Origin of the sequence: Nesiotobacter zosterae (genome assembly GCF_033843645.1) — a bacterium.
GTDB lineage: Bacteria > Pseudomonadota > Alphaproteobacteria > Rhizobiales > Stappiaceae > Pseudovibrio > Pseudovibrio zosterae.
The window spans coordinates 37,526-55,784 of record NZ_JAWXVZ010000016.1; the positions used below are offsets into that span (position 1 = coordinate 37,526).

Below are 18,259 nucleotides of genomic sequence, written 5' to 3' on the forward strand. Positions count from 1 at the left end.
ACCTCTTTTTAGAAGAGGCGGGTCTAGCTATTACTTAACATGCAATGGAATATTCATATTCCTTATAAATTTTTGAACGTCTTCTTTCGTTGGCCTGAGTGTGTCCAGTGGTATTCCTCTCTCGGATAACTCGATTTGGATATGAGTCCTTGCTTTAAGGATTTCTTTTATTTGTTCTTTTGATAGGCTTGAAGGAGATTCTATTAGAAGTGCTCCGTAAAATATTGTTCTGCGCCATAAATATGCTAATTCGCTGTCACTTAAATACTGCATATAAGGATTTTTTCGATAGTTTTGCTCCCATGCTTTCTGCTCTGTCAATCTCGTGGGCGCATTTTCAATTCGAATGAAGCCTGAGTAGTTTGGCGGTAGCTCAGGAACATCAAAAAGCTCTGTGCGACTTTTCCAAGACCTTGCGAGTCGAGAGATGACCTCATCCAATGAGGTAGCGTGCGTGGAGTGGCTAGCTTTCATTACATGTATGGGAAAAGATGCAGTATTGGCCCGCACCAATGCGTGCATTTCGGTAAAAAACAAGACAGCGTCAATTGCCTCTTTTTTTTGGGGATGGTTAGCAGAGTAATTATGTAATTCTTTAGAAACAATGAACCTGACAGTATCGGGATCGTACTCTTCGTGACCTTCATTGGTGAGAATGAGAATCTTGTGTGAAGCTGAAGGATTTTTTTGTGCAAAGGATGCCAATTGGCCCCTTGCTTTCTTAATGTGAGTTCTGATCGCTCGGCCTAAGCGGTCCGAAACTTTTGATTTGAAACGAAGTGCATTTTCTGGTTCTAGATTTTTCAAAACACTTTGAAGAGGCCAGTCGCCATAAAAGCGTGGCAAATCAATCGATTCTTGCGATTGGTTTACGGCATTATCTATTCTCTCTTGAGGTGAGCCAGTTAAGCTTTTCATCTCAATCAGCAGTTCCCCCCCAAGGCATAAAAAATCGGGTCTTTTTTCAGTGTCTCCATTTAGATCAAGCGAAAGACCCTCAAAGTCTCTAAGCAGCATTTCTTCTATGCGAGGCGATAACTCTTGGACATCCCCATTCCGTGTTACGAATATGCGATCAGTGGTCTCCGCATTTGACATGAAAATTCCTTAAATATTGTGCCAGAAAAATCTTTGCGGTTGAATTTGAAAGCCGCAATGAGTTTACAACCGTCGTCCCAGTACAAAACGAACAGTGCAAAATTCGAAAGCGGACTGTGCGAAGTGTTGTATTAGATCTTTTGTTCCCGAAGTCCGAAGCGTAGTGTGCTCGCTTACATCTGCCATACGCTGGCTTTTTGAACAATCTAACTCATGGGACGAGATGTCTGATACTGTTGCCTCTTCCTCTCCAACGAAAGCAAGCGCACTGGCGCCAGAGATAGCGCTGCGCATTTCAAGAAAAATTGCTGATGAGATCGGCTGTCAGGCCGGGCAGGTCAGCGCTGCAGTTCAGCTCTTGGATGAAGGCGCGACGGTGCCGTTCGTGGCGCGCTATCGTAAGGAAGCGACCGGCGGTCTGGATGATACGCAGCTGCGCACGCTGGAAGAGCGCTTGATTTACATGCGCGAGATGGAAGATCGCCGCAAGGCCATCGTGAAGTCCATCGATGAGCAGGGCAAACTGACCGACGAACTGGCAAAACAGATCGCCGCCGCAGACAGCAAGGCCACGCTGGAAGATCTTTACCTGCCCTACAAGAAAAAACGCCGTACCAAAGCGCAGATTGCCCGTGAGGCGGGCCTTGAGCCTCTGGCAGACCTGTTGCTCTCCGATCCGTCCAAGGTGCCGGAAGCGGAGGCGGGATCGTTCATTGATGCGGAAAAGGGCTTTGCCGACACCAAGGCGGTGCTTGATGGGGCGCGCCAGATCCTCATGGAGCGGTTTTCAGAGAACGCTCAGCTGGTGGGGCGTTTGCGGTCGTATGTTGCCAAGGGCGGTGTTGTTCAGTCCAAGGTGGTTGAGGGCAAGGAGCAGGAAGGTGCGAAGTTCGCGGACTATTTCGACTATTCGGAGAACTGGTCGCGCATTCCAAGCCACCGAGCGCTGGCGCTGTTCCGGGGGCGCAATGAGGGCATTCTCTCCGTTGATCTGACAATCGACGCCGATGACGTGTCCAAGGTGAAGCCGGTTGAGCAGATGATTGCCGATGCGGTGGGCATTGAAGATCGCGGGCGTCCTGCTGACAAGTGGCTCTCAGATGTGGTGCGCTGGACCTGGAAGGTGAAGATCGGCCTTCATGTGGAACTCGACCTCATGAGCGACCTGAAGGACCGCGCCGAGGAAGAGGCCATCAACGTGTTCGCCCGAAATCTGAAGGACCTGTTGTTGGCAGCGCCCGCAGGCAGCCGCACCACACTGGGCCTCGATCCGGGCATTCGTACCGGTGTGAAGGTGGCCGTGGTAGACGCCACCGGCAAGCTGGTGGATACGGCAACCATCTATCCGTTCCAGCCGCGCAACGACGTGATGGGCTCCCTTGCTGTGCTCAAGGCGCTTGTTGCCAAGCATAACGTGAGCCTGATTGCCATCGGCAATGGGACAGCAAGCCGCGAAACCGACCGTTTGGCCGCTGATCTTCTGAAGGAAATTCCCGCAGAGGTGCGCCCGATCAAAGTGATCGTGAACGAAGCGGGCGCTTCTGTTTATTCCGCTTCTGCGCTGGCAGCCAAGGAAATGCCGGATGTGGATGTGTCCCTGCGCGGGGCGGCCTCCATCGCCCGTCGCCTTCAGGATCCGCTGGCTGAGCTTGTGAAGATCGAGCCCAAGTCCATCGGCGTTGGTCAGTACCAGCATGATGTGAACCAGACCAAGCTGGCCCGCGCGTTGGACGGGGTGGTGGAAGATGCGGTGAACGCGGTGGGCGTTGATCTCAACACCGCGTCCGCGCCGTTGCTATCCCGCATTTCTGGTCTCAGCGAAAGCCTTGCAAAGGCGGTGGTCGAGCAGCGCAATGCGATCGGCCGTTTCAAGAACCGCAAGGAACTGCTGAAAGTCGCGCGCCTTGGTCCGAAGGCTTTTGAGCAGTGTGCGGGCTTCTTGCGCATTGCCGACGGCGACAATCCGCTGGATGCTTCTTCAGTGCACCCGGAAGCCTATCCGGTGGCGCAAAAAATCGTGAAGGCTTGTGGCCGCGATCTGCGCCAGATCATGGGCTCCAATGTTCTGTCCAATCTGGACCCCAAGGAGTTCATTGACGACAAATTTGGCCTGCCGACCGTGAAGGACATCTTCTCCGAGTTGGAAAAGCCGGGCCGTGACCCGCGTCCGGAGTTCAAGACGGCGAGCCTGCAGGATGGTGTTGAGACCATCTCCGACCTGCGTCCGGGCATGATGCTGGAAGGCACGGTGACCAACGTGACCAATTTCGGGGCCTTTGTTGACATTGGTGTTCACCAAGACGGCCTTGTGCATGTGTCACAGCTGGCAGATCGGTTCGTTGATGACCCGCATCAGGTGGTCAAGGCTGGCGACATTGTGAAGGTGCGCGTTGTTGAGGTGGATGTGGCCCGCAAACGCATCGGCCTGACCATGAAAAAGGACAGCAGCGAAGCCCGTGAGCAGGTGCGCGAACGTCAGTCTCGTGACAACAACCAACGCGGTGGTGGGCGCGGCAATGGCCCACGCGGTGGCGGTCCACGCGGCGGTAACGCTCCGCGAGGTGGCAAGCCTCAGGGCGGCAATGACAGCGGAGCCAACAACGCAATGGCCGCTGCCTTGGCAGCCGCTTTCAATAAAGGCAAAAAGTAAGCCGCATGCACGAGAAGGCGCTTTCGAGCGCCTTTTTTGCTCACAGTTCAAGGAGGGGCGTTTTGGAGACGCAGATCTATGTGGATGCCGATTCTTGCCCGGTGAAGGCTGAGGTCTACCGTGTGGCGGAGCGCTTCGGCCTCAAGGTGTTTGTGGTCGCCAATGCGTTCATGAATGTGCCGCGCGATCCGGATATCCGCCTTGTGGTGGTGAGTGAGGGACCGGATGAGGCCGACAACTGGATTGCGGAACGTGCAAGCGCGCGCGATCTGGTGGTCACGCAGGACATCCCGCTGGCTTCACGCTGTGTGAAGGTCGGCGCTGCGGTTCTGTCGCCCAAGGGCAAGGAGTTTGATGAAAATTCCATCGGCATGGCACTGGCCACGCGGGATCTGAAAGAGGACTTGCGCTCGTTTGGTGAAATGACGGGCGGTCCGCCGCCCTTTTCTCAAAAGGACAAGTCCAACTTCCTTCAGGCCATGGACCGGGTCTTGGTTCGCATCCTGAAGGGCTGATGCAAGAAAGGCGGGAACTGGTCCCGCCTTTTTGTTTATTCGCTTCTTTCGGACTTGTGGTGCCGCGGTGGGCGTCCGTCACGACGATCGCGACCGCCCTTGCGATGTCCACCGCCACCTTCGCGGAACTCACCGCCGCTACGGCCACGCTTGTGGGCTGGGCGACGGCCACGCTCCGGATTGCCGTCAATCCGGGTAATGGTGATGGACTGCTCACCGGTGCCGTGAACCTTGATGGTTTCCATGAACTTTTCGGCCAGATGCGGCGCAAGTTCAAAGCGGCTGTCGGCGTCGAAGATGCGGATTGAACCGATGTCGCGCTTGGTGATGTGGCCCGCACGGCAGATCATTGGCAGCAGCCAACGAGGTTCTGCGTTGTGCTTGCGGCCCACGTTCAAGCGGAACCAGACACCGTTTTCGATGTTGTTGCGCGGACGGCGTTCACCTTCCTGATCTGGAGAGCTTTGAAGCAGCTCTTCAGGGGCCGGCAGGCCCTGCTTCACGGAGCGCAGGTAGGCGGCGGCGATCGCTTCTGGAGAATACTTCTCCAACAGCGCTTCCACCAATGGCTGATCGTCCTCGGCCATAGGCTCGGCGAGATCGGCACCGTTCAGAATGCGCTCACGGTCCTTGTCATGGATTTCAGAAGCCGATGGGGCTGGACCCCATTCTGCCTTGATCTTTGCAAAGCTCAGCAGGCGGGAGGCAATGCGGCGACGGGTGTGCGGTACGATCAGCGTACAAACACCCTTGCGGCCTGCACGACCTGTACGGCCAGAGCGGTGCAACAAGGTTTCTGCGTTGTTTGGCAGGTCGGCGTGAATCACCAGATCCAGATTTGGCAGGTCAATGCCGCGGGCGGCAACGTCGGTTGCCACACACACGCGGGCACGGCCATTGCGCATGGACTGGAGGGCCTGGTTGCGCTCGTTCTGGGTCAGCTCACCGGAGAGCGACACAACAGCAAAACCACGGTTGCCCAAACGTGCTGACAGGTGCTTCACCATCTCGCGTGTTGCGCAGAAGATGATGGCATTCTGTGCTTCGTAGAAGCGCAGGGCATTGATGATGGCGTTGTCGCGGTCGTTCGGGGCGACCTGAAGCGCACGGTATTCAATGTCTGTGTGCTGCTCGCGCTCGGTAACCGTTGAGATGCGCACGGCATCCTTTTGGTATTCCTTGGCAAGATTGGCAATCGGCTTTGGTACCGTGGCAGAGAACATCAAGGTGCGGCGGTCTTGAGGCGCCGCGCCCAGAATGAATTCCAGATCTTCACGGAAACCCAGATCCAGCATTTCATCCGCTTCGTCCAGCACAACAGTGCGCAGGGCGGACATGTCCAGATAACCGCGTTCGATGTGATCGCGCAGGCGACCTGGAGTGCCAACGACAATGTGCGCGCCCTGGGTCAGGGAACGGCGCTCTTTGCGCATGTCCATGCCGCCAACACAAGTGGCGAACTGGGCACCGGCATCGCCGTAAAGCCATTGCAGTTCGTTGTTTACCTGCAGCGCCAGCTCACGGGTTGGTGCAACAACCAGAGCGATAGGTTCAGCGGCGCGTGGCAGTTTTTCTTCATCGCCCAGAACTTCTGGCGCAATAGCAAGGCCGAAAGCAACCGTCTTGCCGGAGCCGGTCTGAGCGGAAACCAGCAGATCCTGGCCATTTGCATCGGCTTCAAGAACGGCGGATTGTACGGGCGTCAGTTTGGTGTAGCCGCGCTTTTCCAGTGCGGTGGAAAGCGTTGGGGCAACCCCTTCAAAATTCGTCATTTAAAGTTCTTTCGAGGAAAGAGTGCAACCCGCCTCGCCAGACGAGTATCTTATGGAGCTATCTGTCCATACCCGGAGGGTCTTGTACTCAAATAAGAGGGCGAGGTCAACGCAAGAGGCCTGAAGTATTACAGCGATGTTGTGTAACAGGCGGCTCAAGAAGGACATCCATGTCATAGGGTAACACCGTATATCCAGTTGATTTACCCGGCCATGGTCGGGGTGTGGTTGCTAGTAAACTCCAAGGGAGCCTTTATGGAATCTATGAGTAAACCTTCACTCGCTGCTCGGATTTTCGCAGGCAAGGTGGTTGGGCTCATTGTCGGACTTGTCATCTTTTTTGTGACACCGATGGTTTGGCCCGACGCCGATCTCAAGTTACGCATTGGCATGTTGCTTTGGTACGTATCACTTGGGGCGTTTGTTGGGCTGATCGGCGTTTTTGATCGGCATCCGATCACTGGCATGCCGCTGCCATGGTGGTTGATGGCGCCGGGATTGGGTGCCTGGATGAATTTCGTAATCGTTCTGTTCACTTATGATCGTTTCAAGGAGTTGACCATCGCCAACTTCGGTGATGTGGGCATCTATGCCTCTCCGTACTGGTTTGTTCCGGAGGGCGCGCTGTTCGGGCTGTTGGCCGGTTTCGCCGCCAAGCTTGCAGGCGGTGTAGGCTCGAGAACGGTTCGTTTGGAACGTTCTTGAGCTGAATTCGGTTGCAACGGGCGTCGTGCTTACTTAAGTGCTTGGCAGAGTAACCGATCGATTGGATAGCGCGTTAATGGAAGAGCTTCTCGGCCTGTTCACCAACATGAACCGTTGGTGGGGTGTTGTATTTCTTGTTGTCTTTCTGGTCTCAGGCCGCATGTTTCGCAACACCTGGCGCGCTCAGAAAGAAGGCTGGCCGGTAAAATGCGGTATCTACGGCACCATCGCGGTGGCAATGTTTTGCCTCATGGTGTTCGGGAGCTTCGATTTCTCGAGCTAAACAAAAAGCGACGGTGTCCGTCGCTTGCTTCTCTATAGCTGCTTTTTATCTGCGTTGCTAGGCGTGATTGCGCTTCAAGCTGCCTTTGATTTGCATGGCTGCAATTTCTCACGCAATGGGCTGTTGGGGTCGACCTTGCGGTTGCAGATCACACAGTGGTCGGCGCCTTCAATGGCGTTAAGGCCGCCACAGCTGCCCTGAATCGGCTTGTTGCGGAACACGGCGCCAATTGCCATGCCTGCCATGATGATGAGCAGGGCGCCAAAGACTACTCCGAACAAAGCGAGGAACGTGGTCATTTCTGCGTTATCCTTGTGGTTGGTCTTGTCGAGCTTCGAGCTTCTGGAAAGCGTTTGACGCTTTCTCGATAAATCCATCTCCAGAGCGGACGATCATGTAAACCGGCAGGTTCTCACGTTCAGCCAACTCCATTCCTTTCTCCGGGCCCATGGCGTAAATGGCAGTGGCAAGGCCATCTGCCAAAGCTGCGCTTTCAGCCAGCACGGTCACCGAGGCAAGCGTGTGGTTGATGGGCCGTCCTGTAACGGGATCGATGATATGAGAAAAGCGTTGGCCGTTGACTTCCTTGTAGTTGCGGTAGTCGCCGGAGGTCGCCATTCCAAGATTCTCGACCCGAATTACACGTTGCAGAACACGTTGCGTCGGATCCGGCTTTTCGATGCCAACCACCCAAGGTGTTCCTTTTGAATTCATACCCTTGGCAAACAAGTCGCCGCCAATCTCAACGAGATACTCGTTGAAGCCGTTGGCCTCCAGTGTCTGCGCAATCTTGTCTACGCCAAAGCCTTTGGCAATAGCCGACAGGTTGACCGTTGTATCCGGGTTCACCTTGCGCAGCGCCGGTGGGTTTGTTTCGAACTCCAACATGGTCGTCATGCCGACTGCGTTCAAGGCTTCGTTGATCGCTTCAAGGCTCGGTTCGTCCGGCACGTCCTCTGACGGGCCAAAGCCCCAAAGGTCAATGAGCGGGGCCAGCGTCACGTCAAACCGACCGCCGCTCATTTCGTGCAAGCTCAGGGACGATTGCATGATGTCGCTGAAGTCGGCGGAAACCGGGGTCCACTCGGTGCTGGTGGATTTGTTGAACTCTTCCACCTCTGAGGTTGGAAGCCAGTTGGACAGGCTTTGGTTGGTTGCACGCAAGCTGTTGTTGATGGCCTGCTGCAGCTTTGTGCCAACCATCGGGTTGTCGCCTTTGATCACTCGCACGTGATAGGTCGTTCCCATGGTGTTGCCTGAGAACTTGATTTCATCACGGGTGTCCTCATCCGGACTGCATGCGGCGAGCAGCAAGACCAGAGGGACGAGAGCGAAACGGAGCATTGGAGCCTCTAGTTGACACAGTGTTTTGAGGCCTAATCAGCTTTATTGCGTATGCTGTCAAGTCAAATGCAAGAGGAAAACGATTGCATATGCGCCCAACCACCCGCTTTGGAGGAATGAGCCAAGGTGCTGGAGGGTTTTTGCAGTGAGAATCCACCGTTATTGGTATTTCTGCGCAAAAGAGACCGTAACGCGGCGGCAGACCTTAGAATCTATCTTGAAATATCAGGGACGTGAGAATACTTAGGTCTGGAATCCACGTAAGTCTTTTTGTCGCTAATGGGTTTGTGACGCGCGGCAAGGCAGACCCGTGGTGGGGTGTGTGGTGAATAACTGCCAGATCAGGGGGTCTGATCTGCGACTGTACCACCGGGCCGGGCGCATCGATCCCAAGGCGATGCTCGAATTTTCGGGACCATGACTACGCGGGCAAAAATCTTGCGCGGGTGGATAACCTGATTTTCGAACCTTCTTGCCCTGAAACCTCTCATAAAGACGTCCTATCGCAGCCTACAAGGGTAAGGGATGAAGATAACAAGAGGATTGGATCTGCCTATCACAGGCGCACCACGACAGGAAATCCATGACGGAGCTCCTGTTCTGCGTGTTGCCTTGAATGGCGGCGACTTTGTTGGGTTGAAGCCCCGCATGCTGGTTGCAGAAGGCGACCACGTGAAAAAGGGACAGCCCCTGTTTATTGACAAGCGGTCACCGGAGATCAACTATGTTGCTCCGGGTGCAGGCACGATTGAGGCAATCAATCGTGGGGAACGCCGCGTGCTGCAAACCATTGTGATCCGGCTGGATGCCGAGGAGCAATCGGAAACCTTTGCCGCTCACGATGATGATGCGATTGATGCGCTCACAAGTGATGCCGTCAAGGAACAGCTGGCCAAGTCTGGTCTGTGGACGTCATTCCGCACGCGTCCTTACTCAAAGGTCCCGGTTTACTCCACCACACCGCGTTCAATCTTCGTTACCGCGATGGATTCCAACCCGTGTGCTGCAGACGCTGGTTTGATTATCAACCGCCGCGCAGAAGACTTTGAAACCGGATTGAAGATCCTGGCAAAACTGTCTGAAAGCAGCGTCTTCGTGTGCCACTACCCGAAGGACAATCTGCCGGGCAAGGGCCTTGCAAAGGTGCAGCATGAGACCTTTGAGGGCGTGCATCCGGCGGGTAATGCAGGCACCCACATTCACTTCCTTGACCCGGTCAATGCGTCCAAGACGGTTTGGAGCATTGGCTATCAGGATGTGATTGCCATCGGGGCCCTGTTCAAGACCGGCGAGCTGGACAATGAGCGCGTAATTGCGATCGGGGGTCCGCAGGCGGTCAACCCGCGTCTGGTAACCACGCGTATTGGTGCAGACCTGATCGCGGTTCTTGAGGGTGAGATCAAGCAGGACGTGCCGGTTCGCGTTGTTTCCGGTTCCATTTTGAGCGGCACCAAGGCGGAGGAGCAGTTCGCTTTTCTCGGTCGTTACCACACGCAGGTAACCTTGATGGAAGAGGACACCAAGCAGGACGTGCTTGGCTGGGTTCGCCCGTTCATGTCCAAGTTCTCCAACCAGAACGTCCACCCTTCCGGTTTGTTCCGTGGCAAGCTCAAGTTTCCATTCGGCACCAACCGTAACGGTTCGGTCCGCGCGCTCGTTCCGATCGGATCTTATGAGCGTGTGATGCCGCTGGACATTCTGCCAACGCAGTTGCTGCGTGCCTTGGTAACGCTGGACACCGACCTTGCTCAGAAACTGGGTGCTCTTGAACTGGACGAGGAAGACCTCGCGCTGCTGACGTTCATTTGCCACTCCAAGAACGAGTATGGTGCGGCGCTCCGCGCAAACCTTGAAAAAATCGAGAAAGAGGGCTGACCCGTGGGCTTGCGCAGTGGACTAGATAAGCTTGCGCCGCACTTTGAAAAGGGCGGCAAATACGAGAAGTTCTATGCCATCTACGAGATGGTGGACACGTTCCTCTACACGCCGAAGACCGTCACCAAGGCTGCTCCGCACGCCCGTGACCATCTGGATCTGAAGCGTGTCATGACCTACGTGGTGCTGGCAACTGTGCCATGTATCCTCATGGGCATGTACAACACCGGCTACCAGGCCAACACCGCGCTGGCGGCCATGGGCATTTCCGATGTGCCGGGCTGGCGCGCCGCGATCCTTGCTGGTCTGGGTATTGGCTTCAATCCAGACAGCATCTTTGCAAACGTCATGCATGGGTTGCTGTACTTCCTGCCGATCTACGTCGTCACGCTTGCTGTGGGCGGCTTCTTTGAAGTGCTGTTCGCGACCATTCGCGGTCACGAAGTGAACGAGGGTTTCCTTGTTTCTTCCATGCTCTACACCTTGATCCTTCCCGCTTCCACGCCGCTGTGGCAGGTGGGTGTCGGTATCGCCTTTGGTGTGGTCATTGGTAAGGAAGTGTTCGGCGGCACCGGTAAAAACTTCCTCAACCCGGCGCTGACGGGTCGTGCGTTCCTTTACTTCGCCTATCCTGCCTCCATGTCAGGTGACACGGTCTGGACCCCGGTTGACGGCTTTTCTGGCGCGACTGCCCTTGGCATTTCCGCTGCAGAAGGCGTTGCAGGTCTGGCGGACCACGGCATTACCTGGATGAGCTCGTTCCTCGGCACCATTCAGGGGTCGTTCGGTGAAACCTCTGTTCTGGCTGCTGCCATCGGCATGGTCTTCCTGGTCTATACGGGTATTGCCAATTACCGCCTGATCGTGGGCTGTCTGGCGGGCATGATCAGTTTCACGTTGCTTCTGAACGCAGTTGGCTCTGACACCAACCCGATGTTCGCCATGCCTTGGTACTGGCACCTTGTGACCGGCGGCTTCATGTTCGGTCTGGTGTTCATGGTGACCGAGCCTGTGACGGCTGCGATGACCAATCCGGGCCGCTATGTCTACGGCGCGTTGATCGGTGCGATGTGTATCCTCATCCGCGTCGTCAACCCGGCGTTCCCAGAGGGCATGATGCTCGCCATCCTGTTCGGCAACATCTTCGCGCCGCTGATCGACTACTACGTCGTGAAGGCCAACATCACGCGGAGGATCAAACGCCATGCTTAAACAAAATCCTGAAGCTGAAGGAGCACAGAAGATGGGTCTTCTGGCGCGCTTCAAGGCGCTCCCTCTGGATTCGGCTCCGCGCACGATCACCGTGGCTGTGGTGTTGTGTCTGGTCTGTTCCATGATCGTTTCCGCCGCTGCCGTGATGCTGCGTCCTCAGCAGGAGCTGAACCGCGCGCTCGACAAGAAGGTCAACATCTTGATGGTGGCCGGGCTTTATGAGCCGGGCATCGATGTAGCGGAAACCTTCAAGACCATTGAACCACGCCTCGTGGACATGGAAACCGGAACCTTCACGGACATTGCCGACCCGCTCACCTACAATCAGCGTGCGGCGGCGCAAGATCCGGCTCAGAGCATCGCTCTAGAGAACGATCTGGCGTCCATCGGCCGTCAGGCGAAGGTGGCAGCTGTTTACCTGATCCGCGACGATGCCGGTGAAATCGACCGCATCATCCTGCCGGTTCACGGTTATGGTCTGTGGTCCACCATGTACGGTTTCGTGGCGCTCAAGGCAGACGGCAATGAAGTCTACGGCATGCGCTTTTATGAGCATGCGGAAACGCCGGGGCTTGGTGCAGAGGTTGACAATCCACGCTGGCTGGCCCAGTGGCCGGGCAAGAAGATCTATGGCGATGACGGCGAAGTGCGCCTGAGCGTTGCCAAGTCTGCCCCCTCTGCTCCTGACGCCATGGACTACCACATTGACACTCTTTCCGGTGCGACCCTTACCGCACGCGGCGTGGACAATCTGGTCAAGTTCTGGATGGGCGATCAGGGCTTCAAGCCATTCCTAGATAACCTGAAGAACGGAGATGCCTAATGGCTGAGAGCAAAAAGAAAATGTTGCTCGACCCGCTCGTCGACAACAACCCGATTACCCTTCAGGTTCTGGGTATCTGTTCCGCGCTCGCGGTGACGTCTTCCCTGCAGGTGGCATTGGTTATGTCTCTTGCCGTGACGTCTGTTGTTGCGCTGTCGAACTTCTCTATCTCCCTGATCCGTAATCAGATCCCTTCTTCCATCCGCATTATCGTGCAGATGGTGATCATCGCGTCCCTCGTGATTCTCGTGGACCAGATCTTGAAGGCGTATCTCTACGAGATCTCCAAGACCCTCTCTGTTTTCGTGGGTCTGATCATCACCAACTGTATCGTGATGGGCCGCGCGGAAGCCTTCGCCATGAAGAACCCGCCAATCCCGTCCTTGATCGATGGTCTGGGCAACGGTCTGGGCTACTCCCTGATCCTGCTCCTTGTTGGCTTCGTGCGTGAACTGTTTGGCTCCGGCTCCTTGTTCGGAATTCAGGTTCTGCAGACCGTCAACAACGGTGGCTGGTACGTGCCAAACGGCATGCTGTTGCTGCCTCCGTCCGCGTTTTTCATCATCGGCCTGCTGATCTGGGCATTCCGTACCTGGAAGCCTGCGCAGGTTGAAAAGCGCGAATTCAAGATCATGGAATCGGAAGGGGCACACTGACATGGAAGGTCTTCTGTCTCTTGCCGTTAAGGCCATCTTTGTTGAGAACCTTGCGCTCTCCTTCTTCCTTGGCATGTGTACCTTCTTGGCGGTGTCCAAGAAGGTGGAAACAGCTGTTGGTCTTGGTATCTCTGTTGTCGTAGTGCAGGGCATCACCGTTCCGGTGAACAACCTGCTCTTCAACTACCTGCTCAACGAAGGGGCGCTTTCCTGGGCCGGTCTGAACAACGTTGATCTGCGTTTTCTCGGCCTCATCTGTTACATCGGCGTGATCGCGGCGATGGTTCAGATCCTGGAAATGGTGCTCGATCGCTTCTTCCCTGCGCTCTACAACGCGCTGGGTATCTTCCTGCCGCTCATTACCGTGAACTGCGCGATCCTCGGTGGTTCCTTGTTCATGGTGGAGCGCGACTACTCCTTCCCGGAAGCCAGTGTCTACGGCATTGCCTCCGGCATCGGTTGGGCACTTGCCATTACCGCGCTTGCCGGTGTGCGTGAAAAGCTCAAGTACTCAGACGTTCCGGACGGTCTGCAGGGATTGGGTATCACCTTTATCTCCGTAGGTTTGATGGCCATGGGCTTCATGGCGTTCTCCGGCGTGAAACTGTAATAGGGGGTATCAATGGAAGATTTTGCAGCGGGTATCTCGCTCTTTACGCTTATCGTTCTTGCTCTCGTTACGGTTATTCTGGTGGCGCGCTCCAAGCTGGTGGCCTCTGGTAACGTGAACATCGAGATCAACGGTGAGCGGACCATTTCCGTTCCAGCGGGTGGCAAGCTGCTTGGTGCGCTTGCCGATGAAAAGATCTTTGTGTCTTCAGCCTGTGGTGGCGGTGGCACCTGCGCTCAGTGCCGTGTGCGTGTGACCGATGGTGGTGGCTCCATTCTGCCAACAGAGGAAAGCCACATCACCAAGCGCGAAGCGCGTTGCGGCGACCGCCTTTCCTGTCAGGTGGCTGTTAAGCAAGACATGAAGATTGAAGTTCCGGAGGAAGTGTTTGGCGTCAAAAAGTGGGAGTGTACAGTTCGCTCCAACGACAACGTGGCGACCTTCATCAAGGAACTCGTTCTGGAACTGCCAGCAGGTGAGAACGTCAACTTCCGCGCTGGTGGCTACATTCAGATCGAGTGTCCGCCCTACAAGCACTCCTTCAAGGAGTTCGATGTGGCGGAAGAGTACCGCGAAGACTGGGACAAGTTTAAGCTTTGGGACATCGAAGCCCGCAGCGACGTGCCGGTTATCCGTGCGTATTCCATGGCGAACTACCCAGAGGAAAAGGGCATCATCATGCTCAACGTGCGTATCGCTACGCCGCCTCCGGGATCAAACGGCATCCTGCCGGGCGCCATGTCCTCCTACATCTTCAACCTGAAGCCAGGTGACAAGGTGACCATCTCCGGTCCGTTCGGCGAGTTCTTCGCACGCGACACCGACAAGGAGATGATCTTCGTAGGCGGTGGTGCGGGTATGGCTCCAATGCGCTCCCACATCTTCGACCAGATGGGCCGCATCAAGACCGACCGTAAGGTGACCTTCTGGTATGGTGCCCGCTCCAAGCGTGAAATGTTCTATGTTGAGGACTTTGACAAGCTTCAGGCGGAAAACCCGAACTTCAAGTGGCACGTAGCTCTTTCCGATCCGCTGCCAGATGATGACTGGGACGGCTACACTGGGTTCATTCACAATGTTCTGTTCGAGCAGTACCTGAAGAACCACCCGGCACCGGAAGACTGCGAGTATTACCTCTGTGGTCCCCCAATCATGAACACCTCCGTGATCAACATGCTGCTTGATCTGGGCGTGGAACGTGAAGACATCATGTTGGATGACTTCGGCGGCTAAGTGCTTGCCATATTGAGATAAATGAAGCCGGCCCCCGCGGGAGCCGGCTTTTTTCATGTTTTGCCCGGTGTGGATCACCATACGTAAGAGCGCGACATAGCGTCCTTATGCCTTAAACATCGCACGATTTTCAACTATCTCTAAGGCATCGCATTTTTGAGCGTGCATCCGCGCGCCGTTTAGAGGACCTGAAAGCATATGTTCGACAAGCTGATTGAGCGCCAAATTAGTCTGGCAAAGTCTCGCGGCGAGCTGGACGATATTGCCGGGTCCGGTAAACCGATCCCCCGCCGCTACGGTTTGCGCCCTGTTTCCACCACCGAGGCCTTGAGCGTTCGCGCCATGCGCAGTGCCAAGGGCGGTGACATTGCTGAGGCCATAAAGGACCTTCAGGGGAAATTGGCGACTGAAACCGATGACGACAAGCGCAAGGAATTGCAGAAGGCCATTTCTGACCTTCAGCTGCGCCAGTCCGTTGAAAAAGAAGCGCGGCTTGGCATGATGCGCGGCTAGGCTTCTGAGCGTTTCATCGCGCCTGCGGGTGAAAAACGCTTGCGATACTCTCCCGGTGACAACCCAATCACCTTTTGAAAGACCTTGCGAAACGCTGCAGGGTCTTGATAACCGACAGACCACGCGATTTCGTCGACCGGCCTGGAGCTGAGCTCCAGTTGGCTTCGCGCCTTTTCTACCCGCACCATCTGCAGATATGTGTTGGGCTTGTGGCTTGTCGCGCGGTGAAAGCGGCGCAAGAAGGTGCGCGAGGTCAAGCCTGCCCGTTCTGCCATTTCTGAAACCGTAAGGCTGTCACTGTAGGCGGTTTGAAGCCAGTGCTGCACCTTCAGGATTGCGCCATCCCCATGCTGCAGTTCTGGCAGGAACGTCTTGTAAAACCGCTGTTCGCGTCCTCCGGGCTCAATAAGCAGCTGATGCGCCAGTTGCAACATGATGCTTGGCCCCATGAAGCGTTCCACAATGCGCAGACCCAAATCGGTCCATGCCATGACGCCGCCTGCCGTAATGATGTCTCCGTCGTCAATGATCAGCTGGTCGGTCTTCAGGTGGACCTCTGGAAAGTTCTCCCCAAACTGTCTGCTCAGCGCCCAATGTGTTGTTGCAGGACGACCATTCAGCCGCCCCGATGCCGCGAGTAGGAACGCTCCGGCACAGGCCGAACTGAGAACCGCGCCTTTATCGTGTTGAGCCGCCATCCACTGATGGAGGGCGTTGTGTCCGCGATACTTTTCTTGCTGCAAGCTCGGCGGTGCGATGATGGCCGCACACGTTTCGAGTTTTATGAGGGCCGCAGGACACACTTCGGTGTTGCCTTCTGTTACGTCGACGACGTGGGGCACCAGCAGCGCGGCACCATGACCGCTCGCAAATGAATTTGCGACTTCGAACATGTCCTTCAAACCGTAAAGTGCGGCCAACTGAGCGCCCGGATAATTGAGAAGGGCAACATTGCGGGGTGTTCCATGCGAGGTCATTTGTCATTTATAGACCGCTTTTAGTCGAAACCGCCAATGCTAATGGGGAGAGCGACGCCCTAAAGTGCCTCTCATGTCACGGCCACGGACAAGGAGCGAGCTATGACCAACAAGGCCCTTCTAATCATTGACGTACAGAACGACTATTTTCCCGGCGGGGCTTGGGAGCTGGTCGGCATGGAAGCTGCGGCTGCAAACACTGCCAAGCTCATTGAGAAGACCCGTTCAGCGGGTGAAACCGTTGTGCACGTCCAGCATGTCTTTACGGGGGGTGGCGCACCCTTCTTTAACGAAGGCACTGAAGGCGTTGAGATTCACGAGAGCTGCAAGCCGCTGGACGGTGAAGCCTTGGTGCAGAAACCTAAGGCAAACAGCTTTCTCGACACCAACCTAAAAGAAGTGCTGGATGCAGCGGGTGTTGAAGAACTGGTTGTCGTTGGCGCAATGACACAAAACTGCATCGACTCCACGGTTCGAGCGGCAGCGGACTTGGGCTACAAAGTCACCGTGGTGCACGATGCCTGCGCTACCCGCGATCTGGAACTGAATGGCGAAGTGATACCAGCAAAGGCCGTTCAGGCATCTTTCATGGCGGCGCTTGGCTTTTCTTTCGCTTCCGTGATTGACACCAAGGCGTACCTTGCAGCCTAAGCGCTGCGCCTCACCGCATATGCCATCAGCCGGCGGCTGACCTCAAGAGTGGGGCGCTGTGCATTGATGGCGCGCAGGAACGGCCAGATTGCTGCTGCCATGAACAGGGCTGCGAGAAAGAACGGCGCACCGGGGAAGTAGAGTGTTTCCGGTGAGCCGGTTGCCAGCGTGAACACCTGTGTCATCAGCAAGGTTGAAATCACGTTAGTCAGCCCGGTGATGCTGGTCATGGCCCCTTGTAGCTCGCCCTGCCGGTCTGCTGTCACGGACTGGCTCATCAGGCCCGTAAGCGCGGGCAGGATCATGGCCCCGAGCGCTGCAAGTGGCAACAGCATAACAACCGCCCAAGTGTAAGGCGCAAAGGCAAATCCGAAGAGTGCGAGAATGGAGAAGCCAAATCCGAACAGCGCTGTTTTTTCTTCCCCATGGCGCGGGATGATCCAGCGGATCAAACCGCCTTTGACTCCGGAAAAGCCAAGGCCCACCACGGCAAGGGAAAGACCCACTTGTGTACTGGTCCAGCGCAGCGCCTCGAAGGTGTAGTAGGGCCAGACAGCGGCATAGACGAAGTTCGCCAACTGAAACAGGAAGAGCGCGATAAAGAACCGGCGCAGGTTCTTAAACTGAATGAAGTAGAGCGTGGCTCCAACGGGATTGGCTTTGCGCAGCTCAATGGGGCGACGCTTTTCCGGGCGCAAGGTCTCCGGCATATAGAACAGGCCATACATGAAGGTGGCGGCGAGCAGCACGGCGGCTGCGTAAAATGGCACACGGGTGCCCAGTTCACCCAGCAGCCCGCCAATGGCCGGACCAAGAACAAACCCCATGCCGATGCAGGCACCAATCATGCCAAAGCGTGTGCTGCGTTTGCTGCGCCCTGAAATGTCTGCCACAGCAGCGTAGGAGGTGGCGTAGGTGGCGCTGGCGATGCCCGCGATCAAACGGCCGATGAACAACAGCCAGATGTGATTGGCAAATGTCATGATCAGGTAGTCGATGACAAGAACCGCCAGTGACACCAGAAGAACGGGACGGCGGCCGAAGCGGTCGGAGAGGGCACCAATGGTGGCGCCAAACAGAAACTGCATGATCGCATAAACGGCCGCGATGAAACCGCCCCACATGGCAGCTCCGGCAATGCCCGTGCCTGTAAGTTCAGAAACGAGATGCGGTGTCACAGGAATGATCAGGCCAGCGCCAATGGCATTCAGCAGAGCTGTGCAGCCCACAAAGAACAGGGTGTGGGACTTGGCGCTTATCGAAAAATTCAGAAAAAGTGCACGCATTCTTGTCTCGCTGGCGATCCGCTGGTGTCTACCAGAGCCGCCAGTCAAGTAAAGAA

18 protein-coding genes are annotated in these 18,259 nt (G+C 55.8%); 12 read left to right on the plus strand and 6 right to left on the minus strand.

Going from position 1 to position 18,259, the window contains the following annotated elements:
- Positions 1-30: 30 nt before the first annotated feature.
- Complete coding sequence (locus tag Q3Y58_RS18360) at positions 31-1,098, minus strand: hypothetical protein (protein WP_319623267.1); 1,068 nt, start codon at positions 1,096-1,098, stop codon at positions 31-33.
- A gap of 223 nt (positions 1,099-1,321) precedes the next feature.
- On the opposite strand from Q3Y58_RS18360, the gene Q3Y58_RS18365 reads away from it, so the two are divergent.
- Positions 1,322-3,748: a Tex family protein gene (locus Q3Y58_RS18365; protein WP_319623268.1), complete on the plus strand. Its 2,427-nt coding sequence runs from the start codon at positions 1,322-1,324 to the stop codon at positions 3,746-3,748.
- 62 nt (positions 3,749-3,810) lie between these two features.
- On the plus strand, positions 3,811-4,263 hold the full coding sequence (locus Q3Y58_RS18370) for a YaiI/YqxD family protein (RefSeq protein ID WP_319623269.1): 453 nt from the start codon (positions 3,811-3,813) through the stop codon (positions 4,261-4,263).
- Positions 4,264-4,298: 35 nt separating this feature from the next.
- Here Q3Y58_RS18370 and Q3Y58_RS18375 read toward each other — a convergent pair whose 3' ends face one another.
- Entirely contained in the window at positions 4,299-6,035 is a 1,737-nt protein-coding gene (locus Q3Y58_RS18375; RefSeq protein ID WP_319623270.1) for a DEAD/DEAH box helicase, read from the minus strand.
- 264 nt (positions 6,036-6,299) lie between these two features.
- Between Q3Y58_RS18375 and Q3Y58_RS18380 the strand changes: the two genes are divergently transcribed.
- Together Q3Y58_RS18380 and Q3Y58_RS18385 are read left to right on the plus strand one after the other, a co-directional pair.
- Positions 6,300-6,740 carry a hypothetical protein gene (locus tag Q3Y58_RS18380; RefSeq protein ID WP_319623271.1) on the plus strand — a complete coding sequence of 147 codons (441 nt, stop codon included), beginning with the start codon at positions 6,300-6,302 and terminating at the stop codon, positions 6,738-6,740.
- Between the two features lie 76 nt (positions 6,741-6,816).
- Positions 6,817-7,023 carry a hypothetical protein gene (locus tag Q3Y58_RS18385; RefSeq protein ID WP_274220202.1) on the plus strand — a complete coding sequence of 69 codons (207 nt, stop codon included), beginning with the start codon at positions 6,817-6,819 and terminating at the stop codon, positions 7,021-7,023.
- A gap of 74 nt (positions 7,024-7,097) precedes the next feature.
- On the opposite strand, the gene nqrM is transcribed toward Q3Y58_RS18385, so the two are convergent.
- Together nqrM and Q3Y58_RS18395 are read right to left on the minus strand one after the other, a co-directional pair.
- Positions 7,098-7,322 carry a (Na+)-NQR maturation NqrM gene (nqrM, locus tag Q3Y58_RS18390; protein ID WP_274220201.1) on the minus strand — a complete coding sequence of 75 codons (225 nt, stop codon included), beginning with the start codon at positions 7,320-7,322 and terminating at the stop codon, positions 7,098-7,100.
- 7 nt (positions 7,323-7,329) lie between these two features.
- The gene (locus tag Q3Y58_RS18395; RefSeq protein ID WP_319623272.1) at positions 7,330-8,367 is read right to left on the minus strand and encodes an FAD:protein FMN transferase; all 1,038 of its coding nucleotides are present in this window, start codon (positions 8,365-8,367) and stop codon (positions 7,330-7,332) included.
- Between the two features lie 525 nt (positions 8,368-8,892).
- On the opposite strand from Q3Y58_RS18395, the gene Q3Y58_RS18400 reads away from it, so the two are divergent.
- From Q3Y58_RS18400 to Q3Y58_RS18430, 7 genes are all read left to right on the plus strand, one after another.
- Positions 8,893-10,242: a Na(+)-translocating NADH-quinone reductase subunit A gene (locus Q3Y58_RS18400; protein ID WP_319623273.1), complete on the plus strand. Its 1,350-nt coding sequence runs from the start codon at positions 8,893-8,895 to the stop codon at positions 10,240-10,242.
- Positions 10,243-10,245: 3 nt separating this feature from the next.
- Positions 10,246-11,454 (plus strand): NADH:ubiquinone reductase (Na(+)-transporting) subunit B, encoded by a 1,209-nt coding sequence (locus Q3Y58_RS18405; protein ID WP_274220198.1) that lies wholly within the window; start codon positions 10,246-10,248, stop codon positions 11,452-11,454.
- Complete coding sequence (locus tag Q3Y58_RS18410) at positions 11,447-12,277, plus strand: Na(+)-translocating NADH-quinone reductase subunit C (RefSeq protein ID WP_274220197.1); 831 nt, start codon at positions 11,447-11,449, stop codon at positions 12,275-12,277. The genes Q3Y58_RS18405 and Q3Y58_RS18410 overlap by 8 nt, the downstream gene beginning before the upstream one ends.
- On the plus strand, positions 12,277-12,933 hold the full coding sequence (locus Q3Y58_RS18415) for an NADH:ubiquinone reductase (Na(+)-transporting) subunit D (RefSeq protein WP_319623274.1): 657 nt from the start codon (positions 12,277-12,279) through the stop codon (positions 12,931-12,933). Before Q3Y58_RS18410 ends, Q3Y58_RS18415 begins: the two co-directional genes overlap by 1 nt.
- 1 nt (position 12,934) lies before the next feature.
- Entirely contained in the window at positions 12,935-13,543 is a 609-nt protein-coding gene (gene nqrE / locus Q3Y58_RS18420; protein WP_319623275.1) for an NADH:ubiquinone reductase (Na(+)-transporting) subunit E, read from the plus strand.
- Positions 13,544-13,555: 12 nt separating this feature from the next.
- Positions 13,556-14,776: an NADH:ubiquinone reductase (Na(+)-transporting) subunit F gene (gene nqrF / locus Q3Y58_RS18425; RefSeq protein WP_319623276.1), complete on the plus strand. Its 1,221-nt coding sequence runs from the start codon at positions 13,556-13,558 to the stop codon at positions 14,774-14,776.
- A gap of 198 nt (positions 14,777-14,974) precedes the next feature.
- Positions 14,975-15,289, plus strand: coding sequence for a DnaJ family domain-containing protein (locus Q3Y58_RS18430; RefSeq protein WP_319623277.1), 315 nt, complete (start codon positions 14,975-14,977; stop codon positions 15,287-15,289).
- Here the strand turns inward: Q3Y58_RS18430 and Q3Y58_RS18435 are convergent.
- Positions 15,286-16,266, minus strand: coding sequence for a GlxA family transcriptional regulator (locus Q3Y58_RS18435; protein WP_319623278.1), 981 nt, complete (start codon positions 16,264-16,266; stop codon positions 15,286-15,288). The two genes, Q3Y58_RS18430 and Q3Y58_RS18435, sit on opposite strands and share 4 nt — an antisense overlap.
- 102 nt (positions 16,267-16,368) lie before the next feature.
- Between Q3Y58_RS18435 and Q3Y58_RS18440 the strand changes: the two genes are divergently transcribed.
- Positions 16,369-16,917 carry a cysteine hydrolase family protein gene (locus Q3Y58_RS18440; RefSeq protein WP_319623279.1) on the plus strand — a complete coding sequence of 183 codons (549 nt, stop codon included), beginning with the start codon at positions 16,369-16,371 and terminating at the stop codon, positions 16,915-16,917.
- Here Q3Y58_RS18440 and Q3Y58_RS18445 read toward each other — a convergent pair.
- Positions 16,914-18,203, minus strand: coding sequence for a TCR/Tet family MFS transporter (locus Q3Y58_RS18445; RefSeq protein ID WP_319623280.1), 1,290 nt, complete (start codon positions 18,201-18,203; stop codon positions 16,914-16,916). The two genes, Q3Y58_RS18440 and Q3Y58_RS18445, sit on opposite strands and share 4 nt — an antisense overlap.
- Between the last annotated feature and the right edge of the window lie 56 nt (positions 18,204-18,259).

Bases quoted from the DNA above. Each gene is read 5' to 3' on its own strand.
- nqrM (WP_274220201.1), bottom strand. From the start codon at position 7,322: ATGACCACGTTCCTCGCTTTGTTCGGAGTAGTCTTTGGCGCCCTGCTC.
- Q3Y58_RS18380 (WP_319623271.1), top strand. From the start codon at position 6,300: ATGAGTAAACCTTCACTCGCTGCTCGGATTTTCGCAGGCAAGGTGGTT.
- Q3Y58_RS18435 (WP_319623278.1), bottom strand. From the start codon at position 16,266: ATGACCTCGCATGGAACACCCCGCAATGTTGCCCTTCTCAATTATCCG.
- Q3Y58_RS18440 (WP_319623279.1), top strand. From the start codon at position 16,369: ATGACCAACAAGGCCCTTCTAATCATTGACGTACAGAACGACTATTTT.
- Q3Y58_RS18410 (WP_274220197.1), top strand. From the start codon at position 11,447: ATGCTTAAACAAAATCCTGAAGCTGAAGGAGCACAGAAGATGGGTCTT.
- nqrF (WP_319623276.1), top strand. From the start codon at position 13,556: ATGGAAGATTTTGCAGCGGGTATCTCGCTCTTTACGCTTATCGTTCTT.
- Q3Y58_RS18430 (WP_319623277.1), top strand. From the start codon at position 14,975: ATGTTCGACAAGCTGATTGAGCGCCAAATTAGTCTGGCAAAGTCTCGC.
- Q3Y58_RS18445 (WP_319623280.1), bottom strand. From the start codon at position 18,203: ATGCGTGCACTTTTTCTGAATTTTTCGATAAGCGCCAAGTCCCACACC.
- Q3Y58_RS18395 (WP_319623272.1), bottom strand. From the start codon at position 8,367: ATGCTCCGTTTCGCTCTCGTCCCTCTGGTCTTGCTGCTCGCCGCATGC.
- Q3Y58_RS18375 (WP_319623270.1), bottom strand. From the start codon at position 6,035: ATGACGAATTTTGAAGGGGTTGCCCCAACGCTTTCCACCGCACTGGAA.
- Q3Y58_RS18360 (WP_319623267.1), bottom strand. From the start codon at position 1,098: ATGTCAAATGCGGAGACCACTGATCGCATATTCGTAACACGGAATGGG.
- Q3Y58_RS18400 (WP_319623273.1), top strand. From the start codon at position 8,893: ATGAAGATAACAAGAGGATTGGATCTGCCTATCACAGGCGCACCACGA.
- nqrE (WP_319623275.1), top strand. From the start codon at position 12,935: ATGGAAGGTCTTCTGTCTCTTGCCGTTAAGGCCATCTTTGTTGAGAAC.
- Q3Y58_RS18385 (WP_274220202.1), top strand. From the start codon at position 6,817: ATGGAAGAGCTTCTCGGCCTGTTCACCAACATGAACCGTTGGTGGGGT.
- Q3Y58_RS18365 (WP_319623268.1), top strand. From the start codon at position 1,322: ATGTCTGATACTGTTGCCTCTTCCTCTCCAACGAAAGCAAGCGCACTG.
- Q3Y58_RS18415 (WP_319623274.1), top strand. From the start codon at position 12,277: ATGGCTGAGAGCAAAAAGAAAATGTTGCTCGACCCGCTCGTCGACAAC.